The organism is Acidimicrobiales bacterium (genome assembly GCA_036491125.1).
Lineage (GTDB): Bacteria > Actinomycetota > Acidimicrobiia > Acidimicrobiales > AC-9 > AC-9.
The window spans coordinates 1-21,208 of the sequence record DASXCO010000059.1 but is presented as its reverse complement, the minus strand read 5'-3'; the positions used below and the strand labels follow the sequence as shown (position 1 = coordinate 21,208).

The following is a 21,208-nucleotide window of genomic DNA, read 5'->3' as shown; positions in this document are numbered from 1 at the left end:
CGTGAGACGGGCCCACCCGCCGGTCGATCTCCGCACACAGGTCGGGTCACTGGCGCTTCCCAACCCGATCATGACGGCCTCGGGGACGTCCGGTCACGGCGCCGAGCTGGCTTCCTACATAGAGCTCGGGTCGCTCGGGGCCGTGGTAGTCAAGTCACTGTCGGCCGAGCCCTACCCCGGCAACCCGGCCCCCCGGGTGCACGGCACCAGCGCCGGGATGCTCAACAGCGTCGGCCTCCAGGGGCCGGGAGTCGAGTCATGGCTGGAGCGCGACCTTCCGCCGCTGCTCGAGACGGGCGCCAGGGTGGTCGCCAGCATCTGGGGGCAGCGGGTCGACGACTTCGCCAAGGCGGCGACGATGCTGTCCGATGCCCCGCCCGAGGTCGTGGCCATCGAGGTCAACGTGAGCTGTCCCAACCTCGAGGACCGCCGGCAGATGTTCGCCCACTCACCGACCGCCACCGCCGAGGCCGTCTCGGCCAGCGCAGCCGGAGGCCGGCCCTGCTGGGCCAAGCTCAGCCCCAACGTGGCCGACCTGTGCGAGATCGCCGGCGCCGCGCTGGACGCCGGGGCCGAGTCGCTCACCCTGGTCAACACCGTGCTGGGTCTGGCCATCGATCCCGAGACCCGCGTCCCGCGCCTGGGCGCCGGTGGCGGGGGGCTCTCCGGACCGGCCATTCATCCGATCGCGGTGCGCGCCGTGCACGACTGTCGCGCCGCGTTTCCCACCGCTTCCATCGTCGGCGTCGGCGGGGTGACAAGGGGAACTGACGCCGTCGAGCTGGTGCTCGCGGGAGCCGCCGCCGTCCAGGTCGGCACGGCCACCTTCGCCAACCCCCGGGCTCCGTCTCGGGTCCTCGCCGAGGTGGCCCGGTGGTGCCAGGACCACGACGTCACCCGTCTCGCCGAGCTGATCGGAGCGGCCCATGGCTGAGCCCGCACGCGAGCATCTCGCCCTGGCGCTCGATGTCGACGACCTCGACGTCGCCGTCGGGCTGGCCCGTCGTCTCGAACCCTGGTTCTCCGTGGCCAAGGTCGGCCTGGAGCTGTTCGGGGCCGCGGGTCCCCGCGCCGTCGACGAGCTCGCCCGGCTCGGCTTCCCCGTCCTCCTCGACCTCAAGTTGCACGACATCCCCACCACCGTGGGACGAGCCGCCCGGGCGCTCGGTCGACGCGGCGCTCGCTACCTCACCCTCCATGCCGAGGGCGGCACTGCCATGCTGCGGGCCGGGGTGGAGGGCCTGGCCGAGGGCGCGGCGTCGATCGGAGCAAGCCCGCCGTCGGCGCTGGGCGTGACCGTGCTCACCAGTGTTCGAGAGCCGGGTGAGGGTGTTGTCGCCGGGCGCGTCCTCGTCGCTGCGGAGGCCGGGTGCGGTGGCGTGGTGTGTGCGGCCGAGGACATCGGCACGGCGAAGCGCCTCGCCCCGCCGCTGCTCGCCGTTGTCCCCGGTATCCGACCGGCGGGGACGGCGCACGACGATCAGTCTCGAGCGGCCACGCCACACGCGGCCCTGAGCGCCGGAGCCGACTTGCTGGTCGTCGGCCGGGCCGTGACGGCCGCCGATGACCCCGAGGCGGCGGCCGAGGCGTTGGCCTCCTCGCTGGCCGTATAACCCCCCGCTCGGACGACGGGCACGGTCTGGTGGCGCTATGGTGCGCGTCATGCCTCGCCCCCCCTCTCTGTCACCGGATCAGCGCCAGGCCGCTCTGGAGAAGGCGGCCGCTGCCCGTCGAGCGCGGGCGGAGCTGAAAGAGAAGCTCAAGATGGGCTCGCTCAGCCTCGAGGAGCTGCTCGAGCAGGGCGGGCAGAACGACACCGTCGGGAAGATGAAGGTCATCTCCGTCCTCGAGTCGCTTCCCGGTCTCGGCAAGGTGAAAGCCCGCCGGATGATGGAGGACATCGGGATCAGCGAGTCCCGCCGCGTGCAGGGACTCGGCGTCAACCAGCGAGAGGCCCTGCTTCGGGAGACTGCCCGCTCCTGATCGTCGTGATCTCCGGTCCGGGAGGGGTCGGCAAGAGCACCGTCGCCGAGCGACTGGCCAGCGCCGACCCGGCGCTGTGGCTGAGCCGGTCGTGGACCACCCGACCGCGTCGCCCAGGAGAGGGCGCCAACGCGTACTGCTTCGTCGACCGCGCCACCTTCGAGTCCCGGCTCCGGGAGGGGGGCTTCCTCGAGTCCGCGTCCTACCTCGGGCACCTGTACGGCACGCCCACGGCGGATGCCCCGCCGGGCCACGATGTGCTGCTGGAGATCGACGTGCAGGGAGCCCGTCAGATCCGGGAGGCCGACCCGACCGCCGTGGTCGTCCTGCTGGTGGCACCCACGCCGGATGCCCAGGCCGAGCGGCTCCGGGTCCGGGGTGACGACGAGGAGCACGTAGCCCGCCGGCTGGAGCTGGCGGCCCGGGAGGAGTCCGAGGGCCGTCGGATCGCCGATCACGTGGTCGTGAACGACTCCGCCGATCAGGCCGTGGGGGAGCTGCTCGGTATACTGGCTGCTCATCGCGGTTCCTGAGGAAGCGCGCCCCGAAGGAGTCAGATGGCCGAACGCCGCAGCACGATGATGGAACCAGCCGTCGAGGACCTGCTCGACAAGGTCGACTCGAAGTTCACCCTGGTCACCCTGGCTGCCAAGCGGGGCCGTCAGATCAACTCGTACTTCAACCAGCTGGGCGACGGGCTGGGCGCCATCGTGCCCCCCCAGGTGACCTCGGTGTCGCGCAAGCCGTTGTCGATCGCCATGGAAGAGGTGGCGGCCAGCAAGATCGTCTACGTGCGGCCCGAGGACGTCGAGGAGTCGGTCAAGTAGCCGTCGGGCCGGCGGGGAGGCCGACGGAGTGATGGCTGGGGAGGCAGGCGGGCGCACGCCCGGCCCGGGAGGCCGGCCCGGAAACACGGCCGGCCCGGGAGGCCGGCCCGGAAAGACGTCTGCGCTCTCGGGCCGGCGCATCGTCCTCGGCGTCACCGGGGGCATCGCCGCCTACAAAGCAGTGGAGGTGTGCCGGCGGCTGGTGGACGAAGGGTGCCACGTCATTCCGGTGCTGTCAGAGGACGCCAGGCGGTTCGTGGGCGAGGTGACGTTCTCGGCCCTGGCGTCGGAGCGCGTGCGCTCGTCGCTGTGGGAGGACGACGACCCGATTCCCCACACCAGACTTGGCCAGTCGGCCGATCTGGTGCTCGTGGTTCCGGCGACGGCGAGGCTCATCGGTCGCTACGCGCACGGGTTGGCCGACGACCTGCTGAGCGCCACCCTCCTGGCCACCCGGGCCGAGGTGGTGCTGGCGCCGGCTATGCACACCGAGATGTGGGAGCACCCCGCGGTGCAGGACAACCTGGCGATCCTGCGCCGCCGGGGGGTGCGGGTGGTCGAGCCTGGCGTCGGCCATCTGGCTGGCGGCGACGTGGGGGCCGGGCGCCTGGCCGAGCCCGAGACGGTGCTCGCCGCGGTCACTGCGGCGCTGGCCGGGGTCGGTGGCGACCTGGACGGGCTGCACGTGTTGGTCAGCGCGGGGGGAACACGGGAGCCCATCGATCCGGTCCGCTTCATCGGGAACCGCTCGTCGGGCAAGCAGGGTCATGCCGTGGCCGACGAGGCGGCGCGCCGCGGCGCGCTGGTCACGTTGGTGACGACGACCCAGCGGCCTGCGGCGCCGGGCGTCGATGTCGTGCCCGTCGAGACGGCCGTGGAGATGGAGACTGCCCTGCTCGAGCGCAGCGACGACGCCGAGATCCTCGTGATGGCGGCCGCGGTGGCGGACTTCCGACCCAAGTCGGTCGCCAACGACAAGCTCAGCAAAGCGGACGGGGTACCCGAGATCGTGCTCGAGCCGACCCCTGACATCCTGGCCGCCCTCGGTCGCCGCCGGCGGCCCGGACAGACCCTCGTCGGCTTCGCGGCGGACACCCGGGAGGTCGTCGCCCGGGCCGCGGCGAAGCTTGCCGACAAGGGCATCGACCTCATCGTGGCGAACGATGTGTCTGCTCCAGGCGTCGGGTTCGAGCACGACACCAACGCCGTCGTCATCATCGCCGCCGACGGAACCGAGCACGAGGTCGGCTTGACAGACAAGCAGACGGTGGCCCGCGCCGTGCTGGACACCGTGGTCGCCCGTTGGGCAAGGAGATCGTCATGAGCACCCGTTACACCTTCACGTCCGAGTCTGTGACCGAGGGTCACCCCGACAAGATGGCGGACCAGGTCTCCGACGCCGTGCTCGACGCCATCTTGACCGAGGACCCCAATGGCCGCGTCGCCTGCGAGACGCTCCTCACCACCGGGCTCGTGGTGGTCGCCGGCGAGATCACCACCATCGGGTACGTCGACATCGCCCGCCTGGTGCGGGACACCGTGTGCAGCGTGGGCTACGACCGCGAGTCGTTCGGCTTCGACGGTCACACCTGCGGGGTCGTCGTGTCCATCGACGAGCAGTCCACGGACATCGGCCAGGGTGTGACCTCGGCGTGGGAGCTGCGGTCCGGCAAGGGCGGCGAGGACCAGCTCAACGCCCAGGGCGCGGGGGACCAGGGCATGGTCTTCGGCTTCGCCTCGGACGAGACACCCGACCTCATGCCCATGCCCATCTGGTTGGCGCACCGGTTGGCCCACCGCCTGTCGGAGGTCCGCCGGGCGGGCGTGCTGCCCTACCTCCGGCCTGACGGCAAGACCCAGGTGACCGTGGAGTACGAGGACAACCGTCCCATCCGGCTCGACACCATCCTCATCTCCACCCAGCACCAGCCGGGGATCGATCTGGACACGCTGCTCCTGCCCGATCTGCGGGAGCACGTGATCCACCCGTTGCTTCCGACCGACCTCGACGTCGACTCCATGAACGTGCTCGCCAACCCGACGGGCCTGTTCGAGCTCGGCGGCCCGCACGCCGACACGGGCCTCACGGGGCGCAAGATCATCGTGGACACCTATGGTGGCGCAGCTCGCCACGGCGGCGGCGCCTTCTCGGGCAAGGACCCAAGCAAGGTCGACCGCTCGGCCGCCTACGCCGCCCGATGGGTGGCCAAGCACATCGTGGCCGCCGGTGCGGCCCGTCGATGCGAGATCCAGGTGGCCTACGCCATCGGCGTGGCCCAGCCCGTCTCGGTCATGGTCGAGACCTTCGGGACCGAGACGGTGGACCCGGCGGCCATCGTGGGCGCGGTCAGGGAGGTCTTCGACCTCCGGCCGGCGGCCATCATCCGCGACCTCGACCTGTTGCGCCCCATCTACCGGCGCACCGCCGCCTATGGCCACTTCGGGCGGCCGGACAAGGAGTTCACCTGGGAGGCCACCCCGCGCCTCGAGGACGTGAAGCGGTCGTTGGGTCTCTAGGCGGCGTCCCGACCGCCGACCCGGACGGCCGCCCCGGAAGGGCGGCTCGCGAGGACGGCCGGCGCCGGCAGTCGGCCGACCGCCGGGTCGTCCGGGTGCTGCCCGACGTGGCGGGCATCGACCGGCCGTTCGACTACCTGGTTCCTCCGAAGTTCGACGACCGCGTCTCGGTCGGCGTCCGGGTGAGGATCGGCCTCCACGGACGACGCGTCGGCGGTTGGGTGGTGGCGGACCGCGTCACGCCCCCGGAGGGTGTCGTGCTGCGGCCGATCGCCGGAGTGACCGGCCTGGGCCCGGCGGCCGATCTCGTGGAGCTGGCTGGTTGGGCGGCGTGGCGCTGGGCGGGGCGCACCGGCGCGTTCCTGGCCACCGCCTCTCCGCCGAGAGCGGTTCGGGAGCTACCCCAGGCAGCCCGCAGCGACGCCTCCCGCGCCACCTCGGGCCCGGCGGGTGATCTGGAGGAAGGTGTCGTCGCCGAGGCCATGGCGCACCGCCGGTCCGTCGTCCGACTGCCTCCGGCCGCGGACCCCTTCCCCCTGGTCGAGAGGGCGGTCGCCGACCGCGCGGCCGGCGAGGGGGCACTGGTCGTGGTGCCGAGCCAGGACTGGGCGGCCCGCACTGCCGACCGCCTCGGTCGCCGCGGTCACTCCGTCGCGCTCCTGCCCGCCGGCTGGGCGGAGGCCGCGGCCGGCGGCCGGGTGGCCGTCGGCACCAGATCGGCGGCCTGGGCTCGGGTGCCGAAGTTGTCGCGCGCGGTCGTGCTCGACGCCCACGACGAGGGGCACACCGAGGAGCGGGCCCCGACATGGAACGCCTGGGTCGTGGCCGCGGAGCGGGCAGCGCGGTCCGGCGCCCCGTGCCTGCTCGTCTCCCCCTGCCCGACTCTCGAGCAGCTGGACTGGGGTCGGCTCGTCACGGGATCGCGCCGGGCCGAGCGGCAGGGGTGGGCAACGCTCGAGGTCGTCGACCGCCGGAAGGAGGATCCGAGGTCGGGGCTGTTCTCCGAACGGCTGGTCACTGTGGCCCGGGCGGCGGGCGCGACGCCCAGCGAGCGCGTGGTGTGCGTGCTCAACAGAACCGGTCGCGCTCGGCTCCTCGCCTGCGGAGCCTGCGGTGAGCTGGCTCGCTGCGAGCGCTGCCAGGGCCCCCTGGCCCAGGCCGATACCACCGCCGCTTTCCGGTGCCGGCGCTGTGGTGAGGAGCGTCCGGACGTGTGCGCGTCGTGCGGATCACGGCGGTGGCGGGCCCTCCGGCCCGGCGTGGCGAAGGCCCGGGACGAGCTGGAGGCGCTGGCGGGGATGCCCGTCGGCGAGGTGAGCTCGCGCACCGTCGACGTCAACCTGGACGCTCCCGTTCTCGTGGGTACCGAGGCCGTGCTCCACCGCATTCGGGGGGCGGGAACCGTCGTCTTCCTCGACTTCGATCAGGAGCTGTTGGCTCCCCGGTTTCGGGCCAGCGAGCAGGCCCTGGCCCTGCTGGCACGGGCCTCGCGCCTGGTAGGGGGCCGGGGGGGAGGTCGGATCGTCGTGCAGACCCGGTTGCCGGGGAACGAGGTGATCGACGCCTCCCTCCACGCCGATCCGGGACGCCTGGCCGCCGTCGACGGCGAGCGGCGATCGGCCCTCGGATTGCCCCCGGCCACCGCCCTTGCTCTCGTCTCCGGCTCGTCCGGCGAGCGCTACGCGGCCGGGCTCGACACCCGGGCGGTCGACGTGCTCGGTCCCGACGACGGACGCTGGCTGATCCGGGCGCCCGATCATCGGGTCCTGTGCGACGCGCTGGCCGCCGCGCCCCGTCCGCCCGGGCGACTTCGCATCGAGGTCGATCCGCTGCGGGCGTGACCTGCTGGCCCGCCTCCCGGGCGGGCTAGCTAGCAGGCCCGCCTCCCGGGCGGGCCTTGGCGCTTCGCGCCTGCGGCGCCTCTGCTGGCCCGCCTCCCGGGCGGGCCTTGGCGCTTCGCGCCTGCGGTGCCTCTGCTGGCCCGCCTCCCGGGCGGGCCTAGAGTGCTCGTGGTGGCCCTTCTTCCGATCAGGACCTTTGGCGACCCGGTGCTCAAGCAGCGCACCCCCGAGGTCGAGACCGTCGACGAGTCGATCGTCCGCCTTGTCGACGACATGATCGAGACCATGCGGGCGGCCCCCGGTGTGGGGCTCGCCGCTCCCCAGGTCGGCGTGCAGAAGCGCCTGTTCGTCTACGACGTGGGCGACGGCCCCCGCGTCGTGATCAACCCGGTGATCTCCGACCACAGAGGCGAGTGGACCTACGAGGAGGGCTGCCTCTCGGTGCCGAGCCTGTTCTGGCCAGTCGTCCGACCCGGGCAGGTGCACCTGCGAGGCCGCGACCTCGACGGCCGGGAGTTGTCGATCGAGGCCGACGAGCTGTTGGCCCGGGTGTTCCAGCACGAGGTGGACCACCTCGACGGCATGCTCCTCCTCGAGCGCCTCGACAGCGAGCAACGCAAGGAGGCCATGCGCACCTTGCGGGAGCGCACGCTGAGCCTGCCCGGCAACGGGCGGCCGGCGGGCCGTTAAGGGGCGCCCTGGCCCGCCTCGCCTTCCTCGGCACCCCCGGGATCGCCGTGCCGGCGCTCCGGGCCCTGGTCGCCGCCGGTCACGACGTCGCCCTGGTCGTCACCCGGCCGGACCGCCGCCGCGGTCGGGGACCTCAGCTGAGCCCGAGCCCGGTGAAGGCGGCGGCGGTGGAGCTCGGCCTCCCGGTGAGCGCCAAGGTCGACGACGTGCTGACCGTGGGGGCCGAGCTGGGTGTGGTGGTGGCCTTCGGCCGGCTCGTGAAGCCGCACGTGCTGGCCGAACTGGACATGGTCAACGTCCACTTCTCGCTTCTTCCCCGATGGCGGGGGGCGGCGCCCGTCGAGCGGGCCATCCTCGCCGGCGACGCCGAGACCGGCGTGTGCCTCATGGCGCTGGAGGAGGGACTCGACACCGGTGATGTCTACTCGTGCGAGCGCGTCGTCATCGGGCCCGAGGAGACCGCCGAGGAGCTGCGGCGACGACTGACCGACGTCGGCACCGAGCTCCTCGTGACGGCGCTCGAGCGTGGCCGGGAGAGCCTGCCGACACCGCGCCCCCAGACCGGCGAGCCGACCTATGCGGCCAAGCTCGATCCCGCCGAGCTCCACCTCGACTGGTCCCGGCCGGCCGTCGAGCTCCACCGACTGGTCCGTCTCGGCCGGGCCTGGACCACCGTGCGGGGCCGACGACTGGAGGTGGTCCGGGCCCGGGTGGCGCCCCGCCCGCCGTCGCCGGGATCGCCTGGGCAGCTCGAGGGCCTCGGAGTGGCGACGGGCGACGGCGCCCTGGAGCTGGTGGCGGTGAAGCCGGAGGGCCGCGGCGTCGTCCCGGCTGACTCGTGGCTGCGGGGCGCCCGCCTGGCGGAGGGGGAGGTGCTCGGCACGTGAGTGTTTCCGCCGGGCCCAAGACATCGAGAGGCGTGGCACTGGACGCGTTGGTGCAGATCGAGCACGGCGCCTACGCCAACCTGGTGCTCCCCGGCCTGCTCGGGAGGAGCGGGCTGTCGACCCGGGACCGGGCCTTCACGACCGAGCTCGTCTACGGGACGACTCGTATGCGGCGAGCCTGCGACTGGCTCCTCGCACCCCATGTCCGCCGGTCGCTCGACGACGACGTCCGTGCCGCCTTGCGCCTCGGTGCCTACCAGCTGGCCGTGGCCGGCACGCCGCCGCACGCCGCCGTGTCCGCGACCGTCGACGCCGCACCGTTGCGCGCGCGGGGGCTCGTCAACGCCGTGTTGCGCAAGGTGGCCGCAGCGACGCCGCCGGAGTGGCCAGACGCGGCGACCGGGCTGAGCTACCCGGACTGGGTTGTCGAGCGCCTCACCGAGGACCTCGGCGCGTCGGCGAGCATGGCCGCGCTGGCCGAGATGAACCGTCCCGCTGTGGTCGCGGAGCGAGATGACGGCTACGTCCAGGACGAGGCGTCGCAGTGGGTGGCGGCTCTGATCGGCGCGGGTCCCGGCGACAGGGTCGCCGACCTGTGCGCGGCGCCCGGTGGCAAGGCCACGTTCATGGCCGGCTCGACCGGTCGTCCGTCGCTTGTGGTTGCGGGCGATGTGCGCGAGACGAGGGCCCGCATCGTCAACGACAACGCCCGGCGGCTCGGGCTGCCCAACGTCAACGCCATCGTGGCCGACGCACGGCGGCCCCCGGTGCGCTCCGCGGTCTTCGACCGTGTGCTGGTCGATGCGCCGTGCTCAGGCCTGGGCGCCCTGCGTCGACGCCCGGACGCCCGCTGGCGCGTTGCGCCGGATGACGTCGAGCGCTTGGCGGTGCTGCAGCGTGAGCTCCTCCAGAGCGCAGCAGGGTATCTGCACCCTGGCGGGACCCTGGTGTACAGCGCGTGCACCATGACGAACACAGAGACGGTCGCCATCGACGATTGGCTGGCGAAGCAGCACCCCGAGCTCGTGGCGCTCGAAGCCCCCGGTGCGCCCTGGACGGCGCGGGGGCGCGGCGCGCTGCTCCTGCCCCAGGCGGCGGGCACCGACGGTATGTACGTGCTCCGGCTTCGCTGGAGCGACTCCTAGTCACCGGTAGGCTCCCGGGCGATGATCCGGATCGCGCCATCCATCCTCGCCGCCGATTACGCGGCCCTGGCCGATGATGTCGCGAGGCTGGGCGATCAGGTGGACTGGCTCCACGTCGACGTGATGGACGGGCATTTCGTGCCCAACATCACCGTCGGGCCCCCGGTCGTGGCCGCGCTGCGTCGGCGCACGAAGCTCTATTTCGACTGCCATCTGATGATGACCAACCCGGGCGACTTCCTCGAGGCCTTCCGGGGGGCGGGCGCCGACCACTGCACCGTGCACGTCGAGGCCGGTGACACCGAGTCCCTCATCGGCGAGATGCGCAGCCTCGGACTCAGCGTCGGCGTGGCCGTGAACCCCGACACGCCGTTCGAGGCCGTCGCCGGGTATCTGGACCGGATCGACCTCGTCCTGCTGATGACGGTCTTCCCCGGCTTCGGGGGACAGACCTTCATGGCCGAGGTGATGCCCAAGGTCGAGCGCACCCGGGCCGAGATCGACCGCCGGGGGTTGGCCGTCGCCATCGAGGTCGATGGCGGCATCGAGTCGCACACCCTGCCGGTGGCCGCCCGTGCCGGGGCGGAGGTCTTCGCCGCGGGAACGGCGGTCTTCGGCCAGGACGATCCCCAGGAGGCGGCCCGTCTCCTGCAGCGCGCCGCCGAGGGAGAGCACGAGCGGGCCGGCCGGTGAGCTCGCCGCTGACGGCGAAGGTGCTCACGGTCTCCGACGGCGTCGTCGCTGGCACCCGGGAAGACCGATCGGGGCGGGCACTCGGAGAGCGTCTGGCTGCCGCAGGGTTCGACGTGACCGATCGGCAGTCAGTGGCCGACGGGGCCGAGGCGGTCTCCGACGCCCTGCGCCGCCTGGCGACGGACTTCGAGGGCCTCGTGGTCACCACCGGGGGCACTGGCTTCGGGGCGCGGGACCTGACCCCCGAAGGCACCCGGGCCGTGCTCGACCGTGACGCTCCCGGCCTGGCCGAGGCCATGCGCCTGGTGAGCCCCCGAGGTCGGCTGTCGAGGGGTGTCGCCGGCACCCTGGGCCGGTGCATCGTGCTCAACACCCCCGGATCGCCGGCGGGGGCTGTCGAGTGCGTGGATGCCGTCCTCGACACCCTCCCGCACGCCCTCGACCTGCTAGCCGGGCGTCCGACCGAACACTAGACTGAGCGGTCAAGAGACACATCATGCGCGACGAAGCAGCCATGCAGCGGGCGGTCGAGCTGGCGGCTTCCGTCCGCACCCGGACCTCGCCCAACCCTTGGGTCGGATGCGTGATCGTGTCCGGTGCCTCGACGTTCGAGGGCGCCCACTCCGGCCCGGGCCAGGCCCACGCCGAGGCCGCAGCCCTGGCCGAAGCGGGCGAGGGAGCGCGGGGAGCGACCCTGTACTGCACGCTGGAGCCATGCTCACACGTCGGTCGCACCGGGCCCTGCGCCGATGCCATCGCCGCCGCCGGCGTGTCCAGGGTGGTCGTGGGTGTCCTCGACCCTGATCCCCGCGTGTCGGGGCGGGGGCTGGAGCGCCTGCGCCAGGCCGGGATCGAGGTCTCGGTCGGGATCGAGGCCGGCGCCGTCGAGGACCAGCTCGCCCCCTACCTCAAGCAGCGCCGGACGGGCCGGCCCTGGGTGGTGCTGAAGCTGGCCGCGACCCTCGACGGGCGGGTAGCGGCCCCCGACGGCACCAGCCGGTGGATCACCGGCCCCGAGGCCCGCGCCGACGCCCACCGGCTCCGGTCGGAGAGCGACGCCGTCCTCGTGGGGGCCGGCACGGTGCGGGCCGACGACCCCGAGCTCACCGTGCGACTTGCGGGCGGCGACGCCCCTGAGCGCCAACCCCTGCGGGTGGTCCTGGGGCGGGCGCCGGCCGGGGCCAAGATCCATCCGGCGGTGGAGCTGATCGGCGATCTCGGCGAGGTGCTGGAGGACCTGGGGCGCCGACAGATCCTCCAGGTCCTGGTCGAGGGAGGGCCGACCGTGGCGCACGACTTCCACGCCTCAGGGCTGGTGGACCGCTATGTCATCTACCTCGCGCCGGCGCTCCTGGGCGGTTCGGACGGCCGCCCGGTGTTCGAGGGTCCCGGTGCCCCCACGATCGGAGGGTTGTGGCGCGGTCGCATGCGGTCGATCGAGCGCCTCGGAGAGGATCTCCGCGTCGAGCTCGCACCCCCTGGCAAGCAACCGGGCGCCCAGGCCGAGGCGGCCCTGGCCGGGACCGAGGCGGGGAGGTAGGAGCGCGTGTTCACCGGCATCGTGGAAGAGCTCGGGCGGGTGCGAGCGAGCGACGGCGGTCGCCTGTTGTTCGAGGCTCCGCTTGTGTCCGAGGACGCCCGGGTGGGTGACTCGATCGCCGTCAACGGGTGCTGCCTCACCGTGACGGCGACCGGCGAGGGGTGTTGGGCGGCAGACGCCGTCGACGAGACGTTGTCCCGGACCAACCTCGACGGGCTCGCTCCCGGCGATCCGGTGAACCTCGAACGGCCCGTGCGGCTGTCGGACCGGCTGGGGGGTCACCTGGTCCAGGGCCACGTGGATGCCGTCGGGACGATCGTGGAGCCGGCGCCCGCGCTGCGCGTACGCGCTCCCGAGGCCGTGCTCCGCTACGTGGTCGAGAAAGGATCGATCACCGTGGACGGGGTCAGCCTCACGGTGGTGGACGTGACCGCGGACAGCCTCAGCGCCGCCATCGTGCCCCATACCGCGCGAGCCACCACGTTGGGGCACAAGGGGCCCGGCGACGCGGTGAACCTCGAGATCGACGTGATCGCCAAGTACACCGAGCGCCTGCTGGTCAGTGGCGGGGCTCGCAACGACCAGGGAGGTCCCTGACATGCCGATGGCCCGGATCGACGACGCCATCGCCGCCATCGGTCGCGGCGACATGGTGGTCGCGGTCGACGACGAGGACCGGGAGAACGAGGGCGACCTCATCATGGCCGCAGAAGCGGTCACGCCGGAGAAGATCGCGTTCTTCCTGGCCCACACCTCCGGCCTCATCTGCGTCCCCATGACGGGCGACCGTCTCGACCAGCTGGACCTGCCGCTGATGGTGACGTCCAATACCGAGTCGCAGCGCACCGCCTTCACCGTCACCGTCGACTACCGCCACGGCACCACCACGGGCATCTCCGCCGCCGACCGGGCTGCCACCATCAAGGCGCTGATCGACCCTGGCACCCGGCCCGGTGACCTGGCCCGTCCGGGCCACATCCTGCCGCTGCGATACCGACCGGGCGGCGTGCTCAAGCGGGCCGGTCACACCGAGGCGGCGGTCGACCTGGCGCGGGCCGCCCACCTGTACCCGGCGGCAGTGCTGTGCGAGGTCGTCAACGCCGACAAGACGGGCATGGCCCGCCTGGTGGAGCTCGAGCGGTTCGCCAAGGAGCACGACCTGCTGGTGATCTCCATCGCCGACCTCATCCACTACCGCCGGCAGAAGGACAAGCTGGTCCGCCGGGTCAGTGAGGCCCGGATCCCGACCACGTACGGCGATTTCACCTGCTTCGCCTACGAGTCGGTGCTGGACGAGGAGCAGCACCTGGCCCTGGTGCGGGGCGCGGTCCAGGGTGAGGACAACGTCCTCGTGCGGGTGCACAGCGAGTGCCTCACCGGCGACGTCTTCGGGTCGTTCCGCTGCGACTGCGGCCCGCAGCTCGACGCCGCCATTCGCCTCATCGCCGAGGAGGACCTCGGTGTGGTCGTCTACCTGCGGGGTCACGAGGGCCGCGGCATCGGGCTCAAGCACAAGCTGCGCGCCTACACGCTCCAGGAGCAGGGCCGGGACACGGTCGACGCCAACGTGGAATTGGGCCTGCCGGTCGACAGCCGCGAGTACGGTATCGGAGCCCAGATCCTCGTCGACCTGGGTATCACGACCATGCGCCTGATGACCAACAACCCAGCCAAGTACGGCGGCCTGGAGGGGTTCGGGCTCGACATCGTCGAGCGGGTTCCGCTCGAGTCGTCTCCCAACCCGGAGAACATCCAGTACCTCCGGGCCAAGCGGGAGCGGATGGGTCATCTGCTGGAGGGACTCGATGACGTCCTCTGAGCACACCGCTCCACCCGGGCGCTCCGACGATCGCGGGGCCTACGTGGGGCGGCTCCGAGGCGACGGGATGCGGGTCGCGGTCGCGTGCAGCCGGTTCAACCGTCTGGTGACCGACCGGCTGCTCGACGGCGCCTACGACGGCCTGGTCCGCCACGGGGTGGACGCATCGTCGATCACCGTGGCCTGGGCGCCCGGGGCGTTCGAGCTGCCGCTCGTCGCCCGTCGGCTCGCGGCGTCGGGCGAGGTCGACGCCGTGGTCTGTCTCGGCGCCGTGATCCGGGGCGCCACCGACCACTACGAGCACGTGGCCGGTCAGTGCGCGGCCGGACTGCAGCGGGCCCAGCTGGACACCGGCGTGCCGGTCCTCTTCGGCGTGCTCACGACCGATACGGTCGAGCAGGCCATCGAGCGCGCCGGGACCAAGGCGGGGAACAAGGGCTTCGATGCCGCCCTCGCCGCCATCGAGATGGCCGACCTCCTTCGTCAGCTGCCGAAAGGCGGGGGCGCGTCGTGAGGAGCCGCCCGGTGGCGAGCAGGTAGTGCTGCGCCTCGTCCTTCCCAAGGGGTCCCTCGAGCGGGCGACGCTCGAGCTGTTCGCCGCCGCCGACCTGGCTGTGGGTCGAGGCTCGGAGGTGGACTACCGGGGCTCGATCGACGATCCCCGCATCGACGAGGTTCGCATCCTGCGCCCCCAGGAGATTCCCCGCTACGTCGCCGACGGGTTGTTCGACCTCGGGGTGACCGGTCGTGACTGGATCGAGGAGACCGGCGCCGAACTGGTCTCGCTTGGTCGCCTCGCCTACTCCAAGGCCAGCCGCAACCCGGTCCGGGTGGTCCTGGCCGTCGACGAGGACTCGCCGGTGCAGAGCGCCAAAGAGCTCGCCCCCGGGTCCAGGGTCTCGACGGAGTACCCCGAGCTGACCCGACGGTTCCTGCACGAACAGGGTGTCGAGGCCGACGTCCGCCTCTCCTACGGAGCGACCGAGGCGAAGGTGCCCGACATCGCCGACGCCGTCGTGGAGATCACCGAGACGGGCAGGGCCCTGCGGGCGGCGGGGCTGCGCATCATCGACACCCTGCTCGTGTCCCACACCGAGCTGGTGGCCAACCCCGCCGCCGTCGCCGACCCTGAGAAAGCCCACGCCATGGGCCAGCTCCACACCCTCCTCGAGGGCGCCCTGGAGGCGCGGGGAATGGTGTTGGTCAAGCTCAACGTCGGCGCCAGCGACCTCGACGTCGTGATCGATCTGCTGCCGTCGATGCGGTCGCCGACGGTGTCCAAGCTGTTCGGAGAGGACAGCTACGCCGTCGAGACGGTCGTCCCCAAGTCCGAGATCAACGTGCTCATCCCCGCCCTCCGCGATCGCGGCGCGACCGACATCCTCGAGCTGGCCCTGTCCAAGATCGTCCCCTGATGCCCGCGCGGGCGACGCCGGGCCCCGGTGAGCGGGCCGAGGGCCGCGTGGCGACCTTCGACGAGGAGCGGGGCCTCGGGAGCGTCGTGACCGACGACGGCCGCTTCTTTCCCTTCCACTGCACGGCCATCGCCGACGGCAGCCGCACCATCGCCGTGGGCACCAGAGTTGCCCTCAGCGTGGTGGCCGGCCACCTGGGGCGCTGGGAGGCGACGGGCCTAGCTTCCTGTCCCCCCAGTCGCTCCTGAGTCACCTGAGTCTCCTGATGCTGGCGCTCCGGCGTCGGGGCTCGAGTCGGCTGCCTCCTCGGCGGTCGTCGTCCCGCCCATGCGCACGAAGGCCAGCCGCAGCTGGGTGAGCCCCTCGCGCAGGTTGTCCTGTTCCTCGCCGAGGCGCGAGCCGAGCCCCTCGACCAGCAGAGCGAGGGCGTCGATGGCCAGCCGGGCCTGGTCGAGCTTGGGAGGATCGAGCGAGAGATGGAGCGCGGCCAGCTCGAACATGCCGTAGCAGTGGTTGGCTACGACCGTCCGTGCGGGGGTGTCGGCCAGCTGCTGGCGCAGCTCGGTCATCCGCTCCCGCAGCTCGGCGTCGTCCGGCTCGTCCGCCCCGCCCTCCGGTCCTCCTCCGGGCGGACCTCCCGCGCCGGCTGGTGGCGCTCCCGAGATCGGTGGGCGTTCCCGTCGTTCTCCTTGCTGCTCCTCGCCGGGACGGGATACCGGACGCTCTCCACCGGGTGTCCAGAGGCTGCTCATGACTGATATCGTAGAAGGCAAATCGAGACGGAAAGCGGGGCCGTGCAGTCCGAGGAGGGCAGCACGATCCCCACCCTTCCGCCGTCCGGGGTATCCGGTCAGCGTGTCGGGTTCTTGCTCGTCTTCGGGGCGGGCGTCGCTTTCCGGCGCCTGCCCTTGTCGCGTTCAAGGGCCCAACACGACAGGAGTGATGCCGCATAACTGCCGCAGCTGCCACCACCGAGCTCAGGATCAACGATCGGATCCGAGCCCGTGAGGTACGACTGGTCGATCCGGAGGGCACCCAGCTAGGGATCAAGCCGCTTCCAGAGGCCCTTCAAATCGCCAGGGAGCTGGATCTGGACCTTGTGGAAGTTGCCCCGCAGGCCTCCCCGCCGGTCTGTCGGATCATGGACTACGGCAAGTTCAAGTTCGATGCGGCACAGCGGGCGAAGGAGTCTCGCCGCAAGACCACCAACGTCGGGATCAAGGAGATGAAGTACCGGCCCAAGATCGGCATCGGGGACTTCGACACCAAGACACGCCGGGTCGTCAGGTTCCTGGGCGAAGGGCACAAGGTCAAGATCACGATCATGTTCAGAGGCAGGGAGATCTACCACCCCGAGCTGGGGAAGAAGATCCTCGACCGGATCGCCGAGGAGGTTGACGGCTCGGCCAAGGTCGAGGCCGCGCCGCGCCTCGACGGCCGCAACATGATCATGGTGCTGGCGCCCGACAGGCGCGCCCAGCGGTCGTCAGCGGCGCGAGCAGAAGCAGAGCGGTCGGACGGAGCAGACGATGGGCCGGGGGTCGCGGGCAACGGAGGCCCCCCGGGCGCGGCAGGTGATCCCGGTCGGGGGCCCGACGCGCATCGACGGGAGAGCTGAGATGCCGAAGATGAGAACAGACAGGGGCGCCGCCAAGCGCTTCAAGGTGACGGGGACGGGGAGGCTTCGCCGGCGCCAGGCCTTCCGGTCGCATCTGTTGGAGAAGAAGTCCAGCACCCGCACCCGTCGCCTGGGCCGCGAGGTGGACGTGGCCTCCGGCGGTGACGCCCGTCAGGTCAAGCGGCTGCTCGGCCGCTAGGGCCGTCACCCTCTGATCATCGGACCAGTGGTCCGACGCCCCCCGAGAGAAGGAGCCCCTCATGGCCAGGGTAAAGCGCGCCGTGCACAGCAAGAAGCACCGCCAGGCCGTCCTGGAGAAGGCCCACGGCTACTACGGCAACAAGAGCCGCAGCTTCCGCGCTGCCAACGAGCAGGTCATGCGGTCGATGCAGTACGCCTATCGCGACCGTCGGGCTCGCAAGGGGGACTTCCGTCAGCTCTGGATCCAGCGGATCAACGCCGCTGCCCGGCTCCACGGGATGAGCTACAGCCGCTTCGTGGCCGGCTTGCGTCGGGCGCAGGTCGAGGTGGATCGCAAGATGCTCGCCGACCTCGCGATCAACGACCCGGCCGCCTTCGCCGCACTCGTCAGGGTGGCGGCCGGGAACAGCTCGGCTGCTGACGAGGATGCGTCCGGAGACGGAGTCGAGGAGGACGCCTCCTGAGCCAGGCTGCGCTCGCCTGGCGTCATCAACGCGTCCAGCGCTTGCGTCGGCTCGTACGGCGGCGGAGCCTCCGCCAAGCCGAGCGGGCCTTCGTGGCCGAGGGTTCCAAGGTGATCTCGGTCGCCCTCGATGTCGGCGCGCCGGTCGAAGCGCTGTTCTACTCCCCCGAGGCGAGCACCGACGATCGGGCCGGCGCGGTGATCGACCAGGCGCTGGGAGCCGGGGTGCGGGTGTATGAGCTGGGGGCGGGGGTGATGGAGCGGGTGGCGGACACGGTGACGCCCCAACCCCTGTTGGCCGTGGTCGCCTTCGTCGACGTGGGTCTCGACGCCCTGGCCGACGCGTCCCTACTCGTGGTGTGCGCCAATGTCCGTGACCCCGGCAACGCGGGCACGGTGCTCCGCAGCGCCGAGGCCGCGGGCGCCGACGGGGTAATCTGCTGTGACGGGTCGGTCGACGTCTACAACCCCAAGACGGTGCGGGCGTCGGCCGGGGCGTTGTTCCACGTGCCGGTCGTGGCGGGCGGAGACGTGGTGCAGGTGCTGGAACGGCTTGGGAGCTGGGGTATGCAACGTTTGGCGGCCGCCGCTCACGACGGGCGGGAGTACACGGAGGCGGATCTGACCGCCGCGGTCGCGCTGGTCCTCGGCAACGAGGCTGCGGGCGTGCCCAGCGGGCTCGAGGGTTGGATCGACGAGCCGGTCAGCATCCCGATGGCGGGACGGGCCGATTCGCTCAACGTCGGGATGGCGGCGGCCGTCCTGTGCTTCGAGGCTGCCCGTCAGCGACGGCAGCGTCAGCGACCCCAGCTCCACCAGCCCGGTTGCGAGGCCCGGAGGACCTGAGGTGCCCGACGATACGGACCAGCTTCCCGACGCCGTCATCCGGGTCGACGGGTCTCGGCGGATCGTGGCCGCCAACCGGGCCGCGACCGAGCTGACGGGCTTCGCCGCGGGACAGCTGATCGGCCGGGACTGCGCCGCCGCCCTGGAGACGAGAGACCGGGAAGGTCGCCCGGTGTGGGTGGGTGGCTGGCACCGGTCGGCTCACCTGCCGTCCGTGCGGACGCTGCCCGAGCAGGAGGTCGTCCTGCGCGGGGCTGACGGCATCGACGTGCGGGCCTTCGTGACCGGCTCGTACCAGCGGGACCCGGCGGGCGAGATCGTAGGTGCCGTCCTCGTCCTGCGGGACGCCCGGCGCCGGATGCACCACACCGTCACCGGGATCGAGATCGTCTCGACGGTGAGCCACGAGCTCCGCTCCCCACTCACCTCGGTGAAGGGCTACACGAGCTTGCTGATGAACCGCTGGGACCGCCTGGGCGACGACCAGAAGCGCATGATGCTGGCGCAGGTCAACCACGACGCGGACCGGGTCACCCGGCTCATCACCGAGCTGCTCGACATCAGCCGCCTCGAGACCGGCCGCCTGGTGTTGCGCCGCCAGATGATCGACCTGAGCGCGCTCACCGACACGGTGCTCGACCAGATGGCGATGGAGTACCCCGGGCTCGGCGTGACCCGACACTTCGATGACCCGTTCCCGAGCGTGTACGCCGATCCGGACAAGGTGCTCCAGGTGATCACCAACCTGGTCGAGAACGCGTGCAAGTACGGGTCGCCCCAGGGCCTGGAGGTCACAGGTGACGCCACCGAGGAGGAGGTCGCCCTGTCGGTGACCGACCAGGGACCGGGAATCCCTTCCGAGGACCTCGATCGGGTGTTCACGAAGTTCTTTCGTCGCACCGAGGGCAAGCCCACGGGCTCGGGCCTGGGCCTGTGGATCAGCCGCGGTCTGGTCGAAGCCCACGGGGGGCGGCTGTCGGTGCGATCAATTTCGGGGCAGGGGTCGACCTTCCGCTTTACGCTGCCGCGCGTGGAGCCCGAGATCCTGCGGCAGCCGATGGCCAGTGCCTGACGTCTCCGACGTCGCCGACGTCGCTGCGGCCGAATCGGACGGCCAGGCGAGGATCGATGCTGCTCCATCGGTGGAGGCCCTTCTGGTAGTCGAGTCGGAGGTAGTGGGGCGGCGCTCCCGCCTGGCCGCTCTCCAGCAGCGACTCGGCAGTCTGCCTTCGGAGGAGCGCCGCAGCCGCGGGCGTCAGCTCAACGAGGCGCGTGGACGCCTGCAGGCCGCGCTCGACGCCCGACGGGCCGGGATGGAGGAGGCGGAGCGGCGTCGCCGACTCGAGGCTGAGCGCCTCGATCTGACGGAGGTACTGCCCCGGCCCGGACCCGGGCACCTCCACCTCGTGACTCAGACCCAGGCCGAGCTGGAGGACGTCTTCGTCGGCATGGGCTTCACCGTGGCCGAGGGGCCCGAGGCCGAGACCGACTGGCGCAACTTCGAGGCCCTCAACATCCCTCCCGATCACCCCGCCCGCAGCATGTGGGACACCTTCTATCTCCAGCTCGGGCCGCCGGGATCGACCCTGTTGCGTACCCACACGTCACCGGTCCAGATACGGGTCATGCAGTCGCAGCCACCGCCGATCTTCATCGTCGCTCCCGGCCGCTGCTACCGCCGCGACACACCAGACGCCCGCCACCTCCCCGTGTTCCACCAGATCGAGGGGCTGGTCGTGGACAAGGGCATCACCTTCGCCGACCTGGCTGGCACCATCGAGGCCTTCACCACGTCCTACTTCGGTCCGGCCATCCATTCCCGGCTCCGCCCGTCCTACTTCCCCTTCACCGAGCCCTCGGCCGAGTACGAGATCAACTGCATGATCTGCGAGGGGGCCGGCTGTCGCACGTGCTCGGGCACGGGGTGGGTCGAGCTCGGAGGGGCCGGGATGGTGGATCCGGCGGTCTTCGCTGCGGTGGGCATCGACGACGAGGAGTGGTCGGGCTTCGCCTTCGGGTTCGGCATCGACCGCTGCGCCCAGATGCGCCACGGCATCGCCGACATGCGGGTCCTGCTCGACAACGACATCAGGTTCCTCACCCAGTTCTGAAAGCTCACCATGCGTGTTCCGCTGTCCTGGCTCCGTGACTTCGCGCCCATCGAGGCAGATCCTGCCGACGTGGGCGAGACCCTCGACGACCTGGGCCTGGTGGTCGAGGACATCGAGCGCGTCGGCGAGGGCCTGGACGGAGTGGTGGTCGCACGGGTGCTCGCCATCGATCCGATTCCCTCGGCCGACCACATCCGGCTGGTCACGGTCGACGCCGGCGACGGGCGATCGCTCGAGGTGGTCTGCGGCGCGACCAACTTCTCGGTTGGCGACCTCGTGCCGCTGGCCACGGTGGGCACCGTGCTGCCGGGAGGGATGGCCGTCAGTCGCCGGAAGATGAAAGGTGTCGAGTCCAACGGGATGCTGTGCTCGGGAAGCGAGCTCGGGCTCAGCGAGGACGCCGCCGGCATCCTCGTGCTGGGGTCGAGGCCCGACGACGATGGCCCGGGCGGCGAAGGGCTGGGCCCACGGTTGAGCGCCGACCCTGGCACACCCCTGATCGACGCCCTCGGCATCGAGCCCGACGTGGTGTTCAACCTGGAGATCGAGGGCAACCGCCCCGATGCCCTGTCCATCGCCGGCGTGGCGCGGGACCTCGCCGCCCGCCTCCGC

The 21,208-nt window shown here is 71.7% G+C and carries 27 protein-coding genes; 26 read left to right on the top strand and 1 reads right to left on the bottom strand.

What is annotated here, in order from left to right; translation table 11 throughout:
* Position 1 precedes the first annotated feature (1 nt).
* The 19 genes from VGF64_04455 (at position 2) to VGF64_04365 (ending at position 15,605) form a co-directional block, all read left to right on the top strand.
* Positions 2-934 (top strand): dihydroorotate dehydrogenase, encoded by a 933-nt coding sequence (locus tag VGF64_04455; protein HEY1633986.1) that lies wholly within the window; start codon positions 2-4, stop codon positions 932-934.
* The gene (gene pyrF / locus VGF64_04450; GenBank protein HEY1633985.1) at positions 927-1,613 is read left to right on the top strand and encodes an orotidine-5'-phosphate decarboxylase; all 687 of its coding nucleotides are present in this window, start codon (positions 927-929) and stop codon (positions 1,611-1,613) included. The genes VGF64_04455 and pyrF overlap by 8 nt, the downstream gene beginning before the upstream one ends.
* Before the next feature lie 49 nt (positions 1,614-1,662).
* A complete protein-coding gene (mihF, locus tag VGF64_04445; protein HEY1633984.1) occupies positions 1,663-1,983 on the top strand; it encodes an integration host factor, actinobacterial type in 321 nt (106 codons plus the stop codon).
* 5 nt (positions 1,984-1,988) lie between these two features.
* Entirely contained in the window at positions 1,989-2,516 is a 528-nt protein-coding gene (locus tag VGF64_04440; GenBank protein HEY1633983.1) for a guanylate kinase, read from the top strand.
* Positions 2,517-2,540: 24 nt separating this feature from the next.
* Complete coding sequence (rpoZ, locus tag VGF64_04435; protein ID HEY1633982.1) at positions 2,541-2,810, top strand: DNA-directed RNA polymerase subunit omega; 270 nt, start codon at positions 2,541-2,543, stop codon at positions 2,808-2,810.
* A gap of 31 nt (positions 2,811-2,841) precedes the next feature.
* Entirely contained in the window at positions 2,842-4,134 is a 1,293-nt protein-coding gene (gene coaBC, locus VGF64_04430; GenBank protein HEY1633981.1) for a bifunctional phosphopantothenoylcysteine decarboxylase/phosphopantothenate--cysteine ligase CoaBC, read from the top strand.
* The gene (gene metK / locus VGF64_04425) at positions 4,131-5,327 is read left to right on the top strand and encodes a methionine adenosyltransferase (GenBank protein HEY1633980.1); all 1,197 of its coding nucleotides are present in this window, start codon (positions 4,131-4,133) and stop codon (positions 5,325-5,327) included. Before coaBC ends, metK begins: the two co-directional genes overlap by 4 nt.
* A 95-nt stretch (positions 5,328-5,422) precedes the next feature.
* On the top strand, positions 5,423-7,168 hold the full coding sequence (locus VGF64_04420; protein HEY1633979.1) for a hypothetical protein: 1,746 nt from the start codon (positions 5,423-5,425) through the stop codon (positions 7,166-7,168).
* Positions 7,169-7,339: 171 nt separating this feature from the next.
* On the top strand, positions 7,340-7,858 hold the full coding sequence (def, locus tag VGF64_04415; GenBank protein ID HEY1633978.1) for a peptide deformylase: 519 nt from the start codon (positions 7,340-7,342) through the stop codon (positions 7,856-7,858).
* Positions 7,859-7,866: 8 nt separating this feature from the next.
* The gene (locus VGF64_04410) at positions 7,867-8,745 is read left to right on the top strand and encodes a methionyl-tRNA formyltransferase (GenBank protein ID HEY1633977.1); all 879 of its coding nucleotides are present in this window, start codon (positions 7,867-7,869) and stop codon (positions 8,743-8,745) included.
* Positions 8,742-9,890, top strand: coding sequence for a transcription antitermination factor NusB (locus VGF64_04405; protein HEY1633976.1), 1,149 nt, complete (start codon positions 8,742-8,744; stop codon positions 9,888-9,890). The genes VGF64_04410 and VGF64_04405 overlap by 4 nt, the downstream gene beginning before the upstream one ends.
* 21 nt (positions 9,891-9,911) lie before the next feature.
* On the top strand, positions 9,912-10,583 hold the full coding sequence (gene rpe / locus VGF64_04400) for a ribulose-phosphate 3-epimerase (GenBank protein ID HEY1633975.1): 672 nt from the start codon (positions 9,912-9,914) through the stop codon (positions 10,581-10,583).
* Positions 10,580-11,056, top strand: coding sequence for a MogA/MoaB family molybdenum cofactor biosynthesis protein (locus VGF64_04395; protein ID HEY1633974.1), 477 nt, complete (start codon positions 10,580-10,582; stop codon positions 11,054-11,056). The genes rpe and VGF64_04395 overlap by 4 nt, the downstream gene beginning before the upstream one ends.
* 23 nt (positions 11,057-11,079) lie before the next feature.
* A complete protein-coding gene (gene ribD / locus VGF64_04390) occupies positions 11,080-12,123 on the top strand; it encodes a bifunctional diaminohydroxyphosphoribosylaminopyrimidine deaminase/5-amino-6-(5-phosphoribosylamino)uracil reductase RibD (protein ID HEY1633973.1) in 1,044 nt (347 codons plus the stop codon).
* 6 nt (positions 12,124-12,129) lie between these two features.
* Entirely contained in the window at positions 12,130-12,720 is a 591-nt protein-coding gene (locus VGF64_04385; GenBank protein HEY1633972.1) for a riboflavin synthase, read from the top strand.
* Position 12,721: 1 nt separating this feature from the next.
* Positions 12,722-13,942 carry a bifunctional 3,4-dihydroxy-2-butanone-4-phosphate synthase/GTP cyclohydrolase II gene (locus VGF64_04380; protein ID HEY1633971.1) on the top strand — a complete coding sequence of 407 codons (1,221 nt, stop codon included), beginning with the start codon at positions 12,722-12,724 and terminating at the stop codon, positions 13,940-13,942.
* Positions 13,929-14,456, top strand: a complete 528-nt coding sequence (gene ribE / locus VGF64_04375; protein ID HEY1633970.1) for a 6,7-dimethyl-8-ribityllumazine synthase — start codon at positions 13,929-13,931, stop codon at positions 14,454-14,456. The genes VGF64_04380 and ribE overlap by 14 nt, the downstream gene beginning before the upstream one ends.
* Positions 14,457-14,481: 25 nt before the next feature.
* Positions 14,482-15,357, top strand: a complete 876-nt coding sequence (hisG, locus tag VGF64_04370) for an ATP phosphoribosyltransferase (protein ID HEY1633969.1) — start codon at positions 14,482-14,484, stop codon at positions 15,355-15,357.
* Positions 15,357-15,605 carry a hypothetical protein gene (locus VGF64_04365; GenBank protein ID HEY1633968.1) on the top strand — a complete coding sequence of 83 codons (249 nt, stop codon included), beginning with the start codon at positions 15,357-15,359 and terminating at the stop codon, positions 15,603-15,605. Before hisG ends, VGF64_04365 begins: the two co-directional genes overlap by 1 nt.
* On the opposite strand, the gene VGF64_04360 is transcribed toward VGF64_04365, so the two are convergent.
* On the bottom strand, positions 15,576-16,109 hold the full coding sequence (locus tag VGF64_04360) for a hypothetical protein (GenBank protein ID HEY1633967.1): 534 nt from the start codon (positions 16,107-16,109) through the stop codon (positions 15,576-15,578). The two genes, VGF64_04365 and VGF64_04360, sit on opposite strands and share 30 nt — an antisense overlap.
* Positions 16,110-16,306: 197 nt before the next feature.
* Between VGF64_04360 and infC the strand changes: the two genes are divergently transcribed.
* The 7 genes from infC to VGF64_04325 all read left to right on the top strand — a co-directional run.
* A complete protein-coding gene (gene infC, locus VGF64_04355) occupies positions 16,307-16,975 on the top strand; it encodes a translation initiation factor IF-3 (protein HEY1633966.1) in 669 nt (222 codons plus the stop codon).
* Position 16,976: 1 nt separating this feature from the next.
* Positions 16,977-17,174 carry a 50S ribosomal protein L35 gene (gene rpmI / locus VGF64_04350; protein ID HEY1633965.1) on the top strand — a complete coding sequence of 66 codons (198 nt, stop codon included), beginning with the start codon at positions 16,977-16,979 and terminating at the stop codon, positions 17,172-17,174.
* Between the two features lie 61 nt (positions 17,175-17,235).
* The gene (gene rplT, locus VGF64_04345) at positions 17,236-17,640 is read left to right on the top strand and encodes a 50S ribosomal protein L20 (protein HEY1633964.1); all 405 of its coding nucleotides are present in this window, start codon (positions 17,236-17,238) and stop codon (positions 17,638-17,640) included.
* Positions 17,641-17,681: 41 nt separating this feature from the next.
* Positions 17,682-18,485: an RNA methyltransferase gene (locus tag VGF64_04340; protein HEY1633963.1), complete on the top strand. Its 804-nt coding sequence runs from the start codon at positions 17,682-17,684 to the stop codon at positions 18,483-18,485.
* Between the two features lies 1 nt (position 18,486).
* Positions 18,487-19,557, top strand: a complete 1,071-nt coding sequence (locus VGF64_04335) for an ATP-binding protein (protein HEY1633962.1) — start codon at positions 18,487-18,489, stop codon at positions 19,555-19,557.
* On the top strand, positions 19,550-20,596 hold the full coding sequence (locus VGF64_04330) for a phenylalanine--tRNA ligase subunit alpha (GenBank protein HEY1633961.1): 1,047 nt from the start codon (positions 19,550-19,552) through the stop codon (positions 20,594-20,596). Before VGF64_04335 ends, VGF64_04330 begins: the two co-directional genes overlap by 8 nt.
* 9 nt (positions 20,597-20,605) lie before the next feature.
* The coding region (locus tag VGF64_04325; protein HEY1633960.1) for a hypothetical protein at positions 20,606-21,208 on the top strand (603 nt) is incomplete at its 3' end.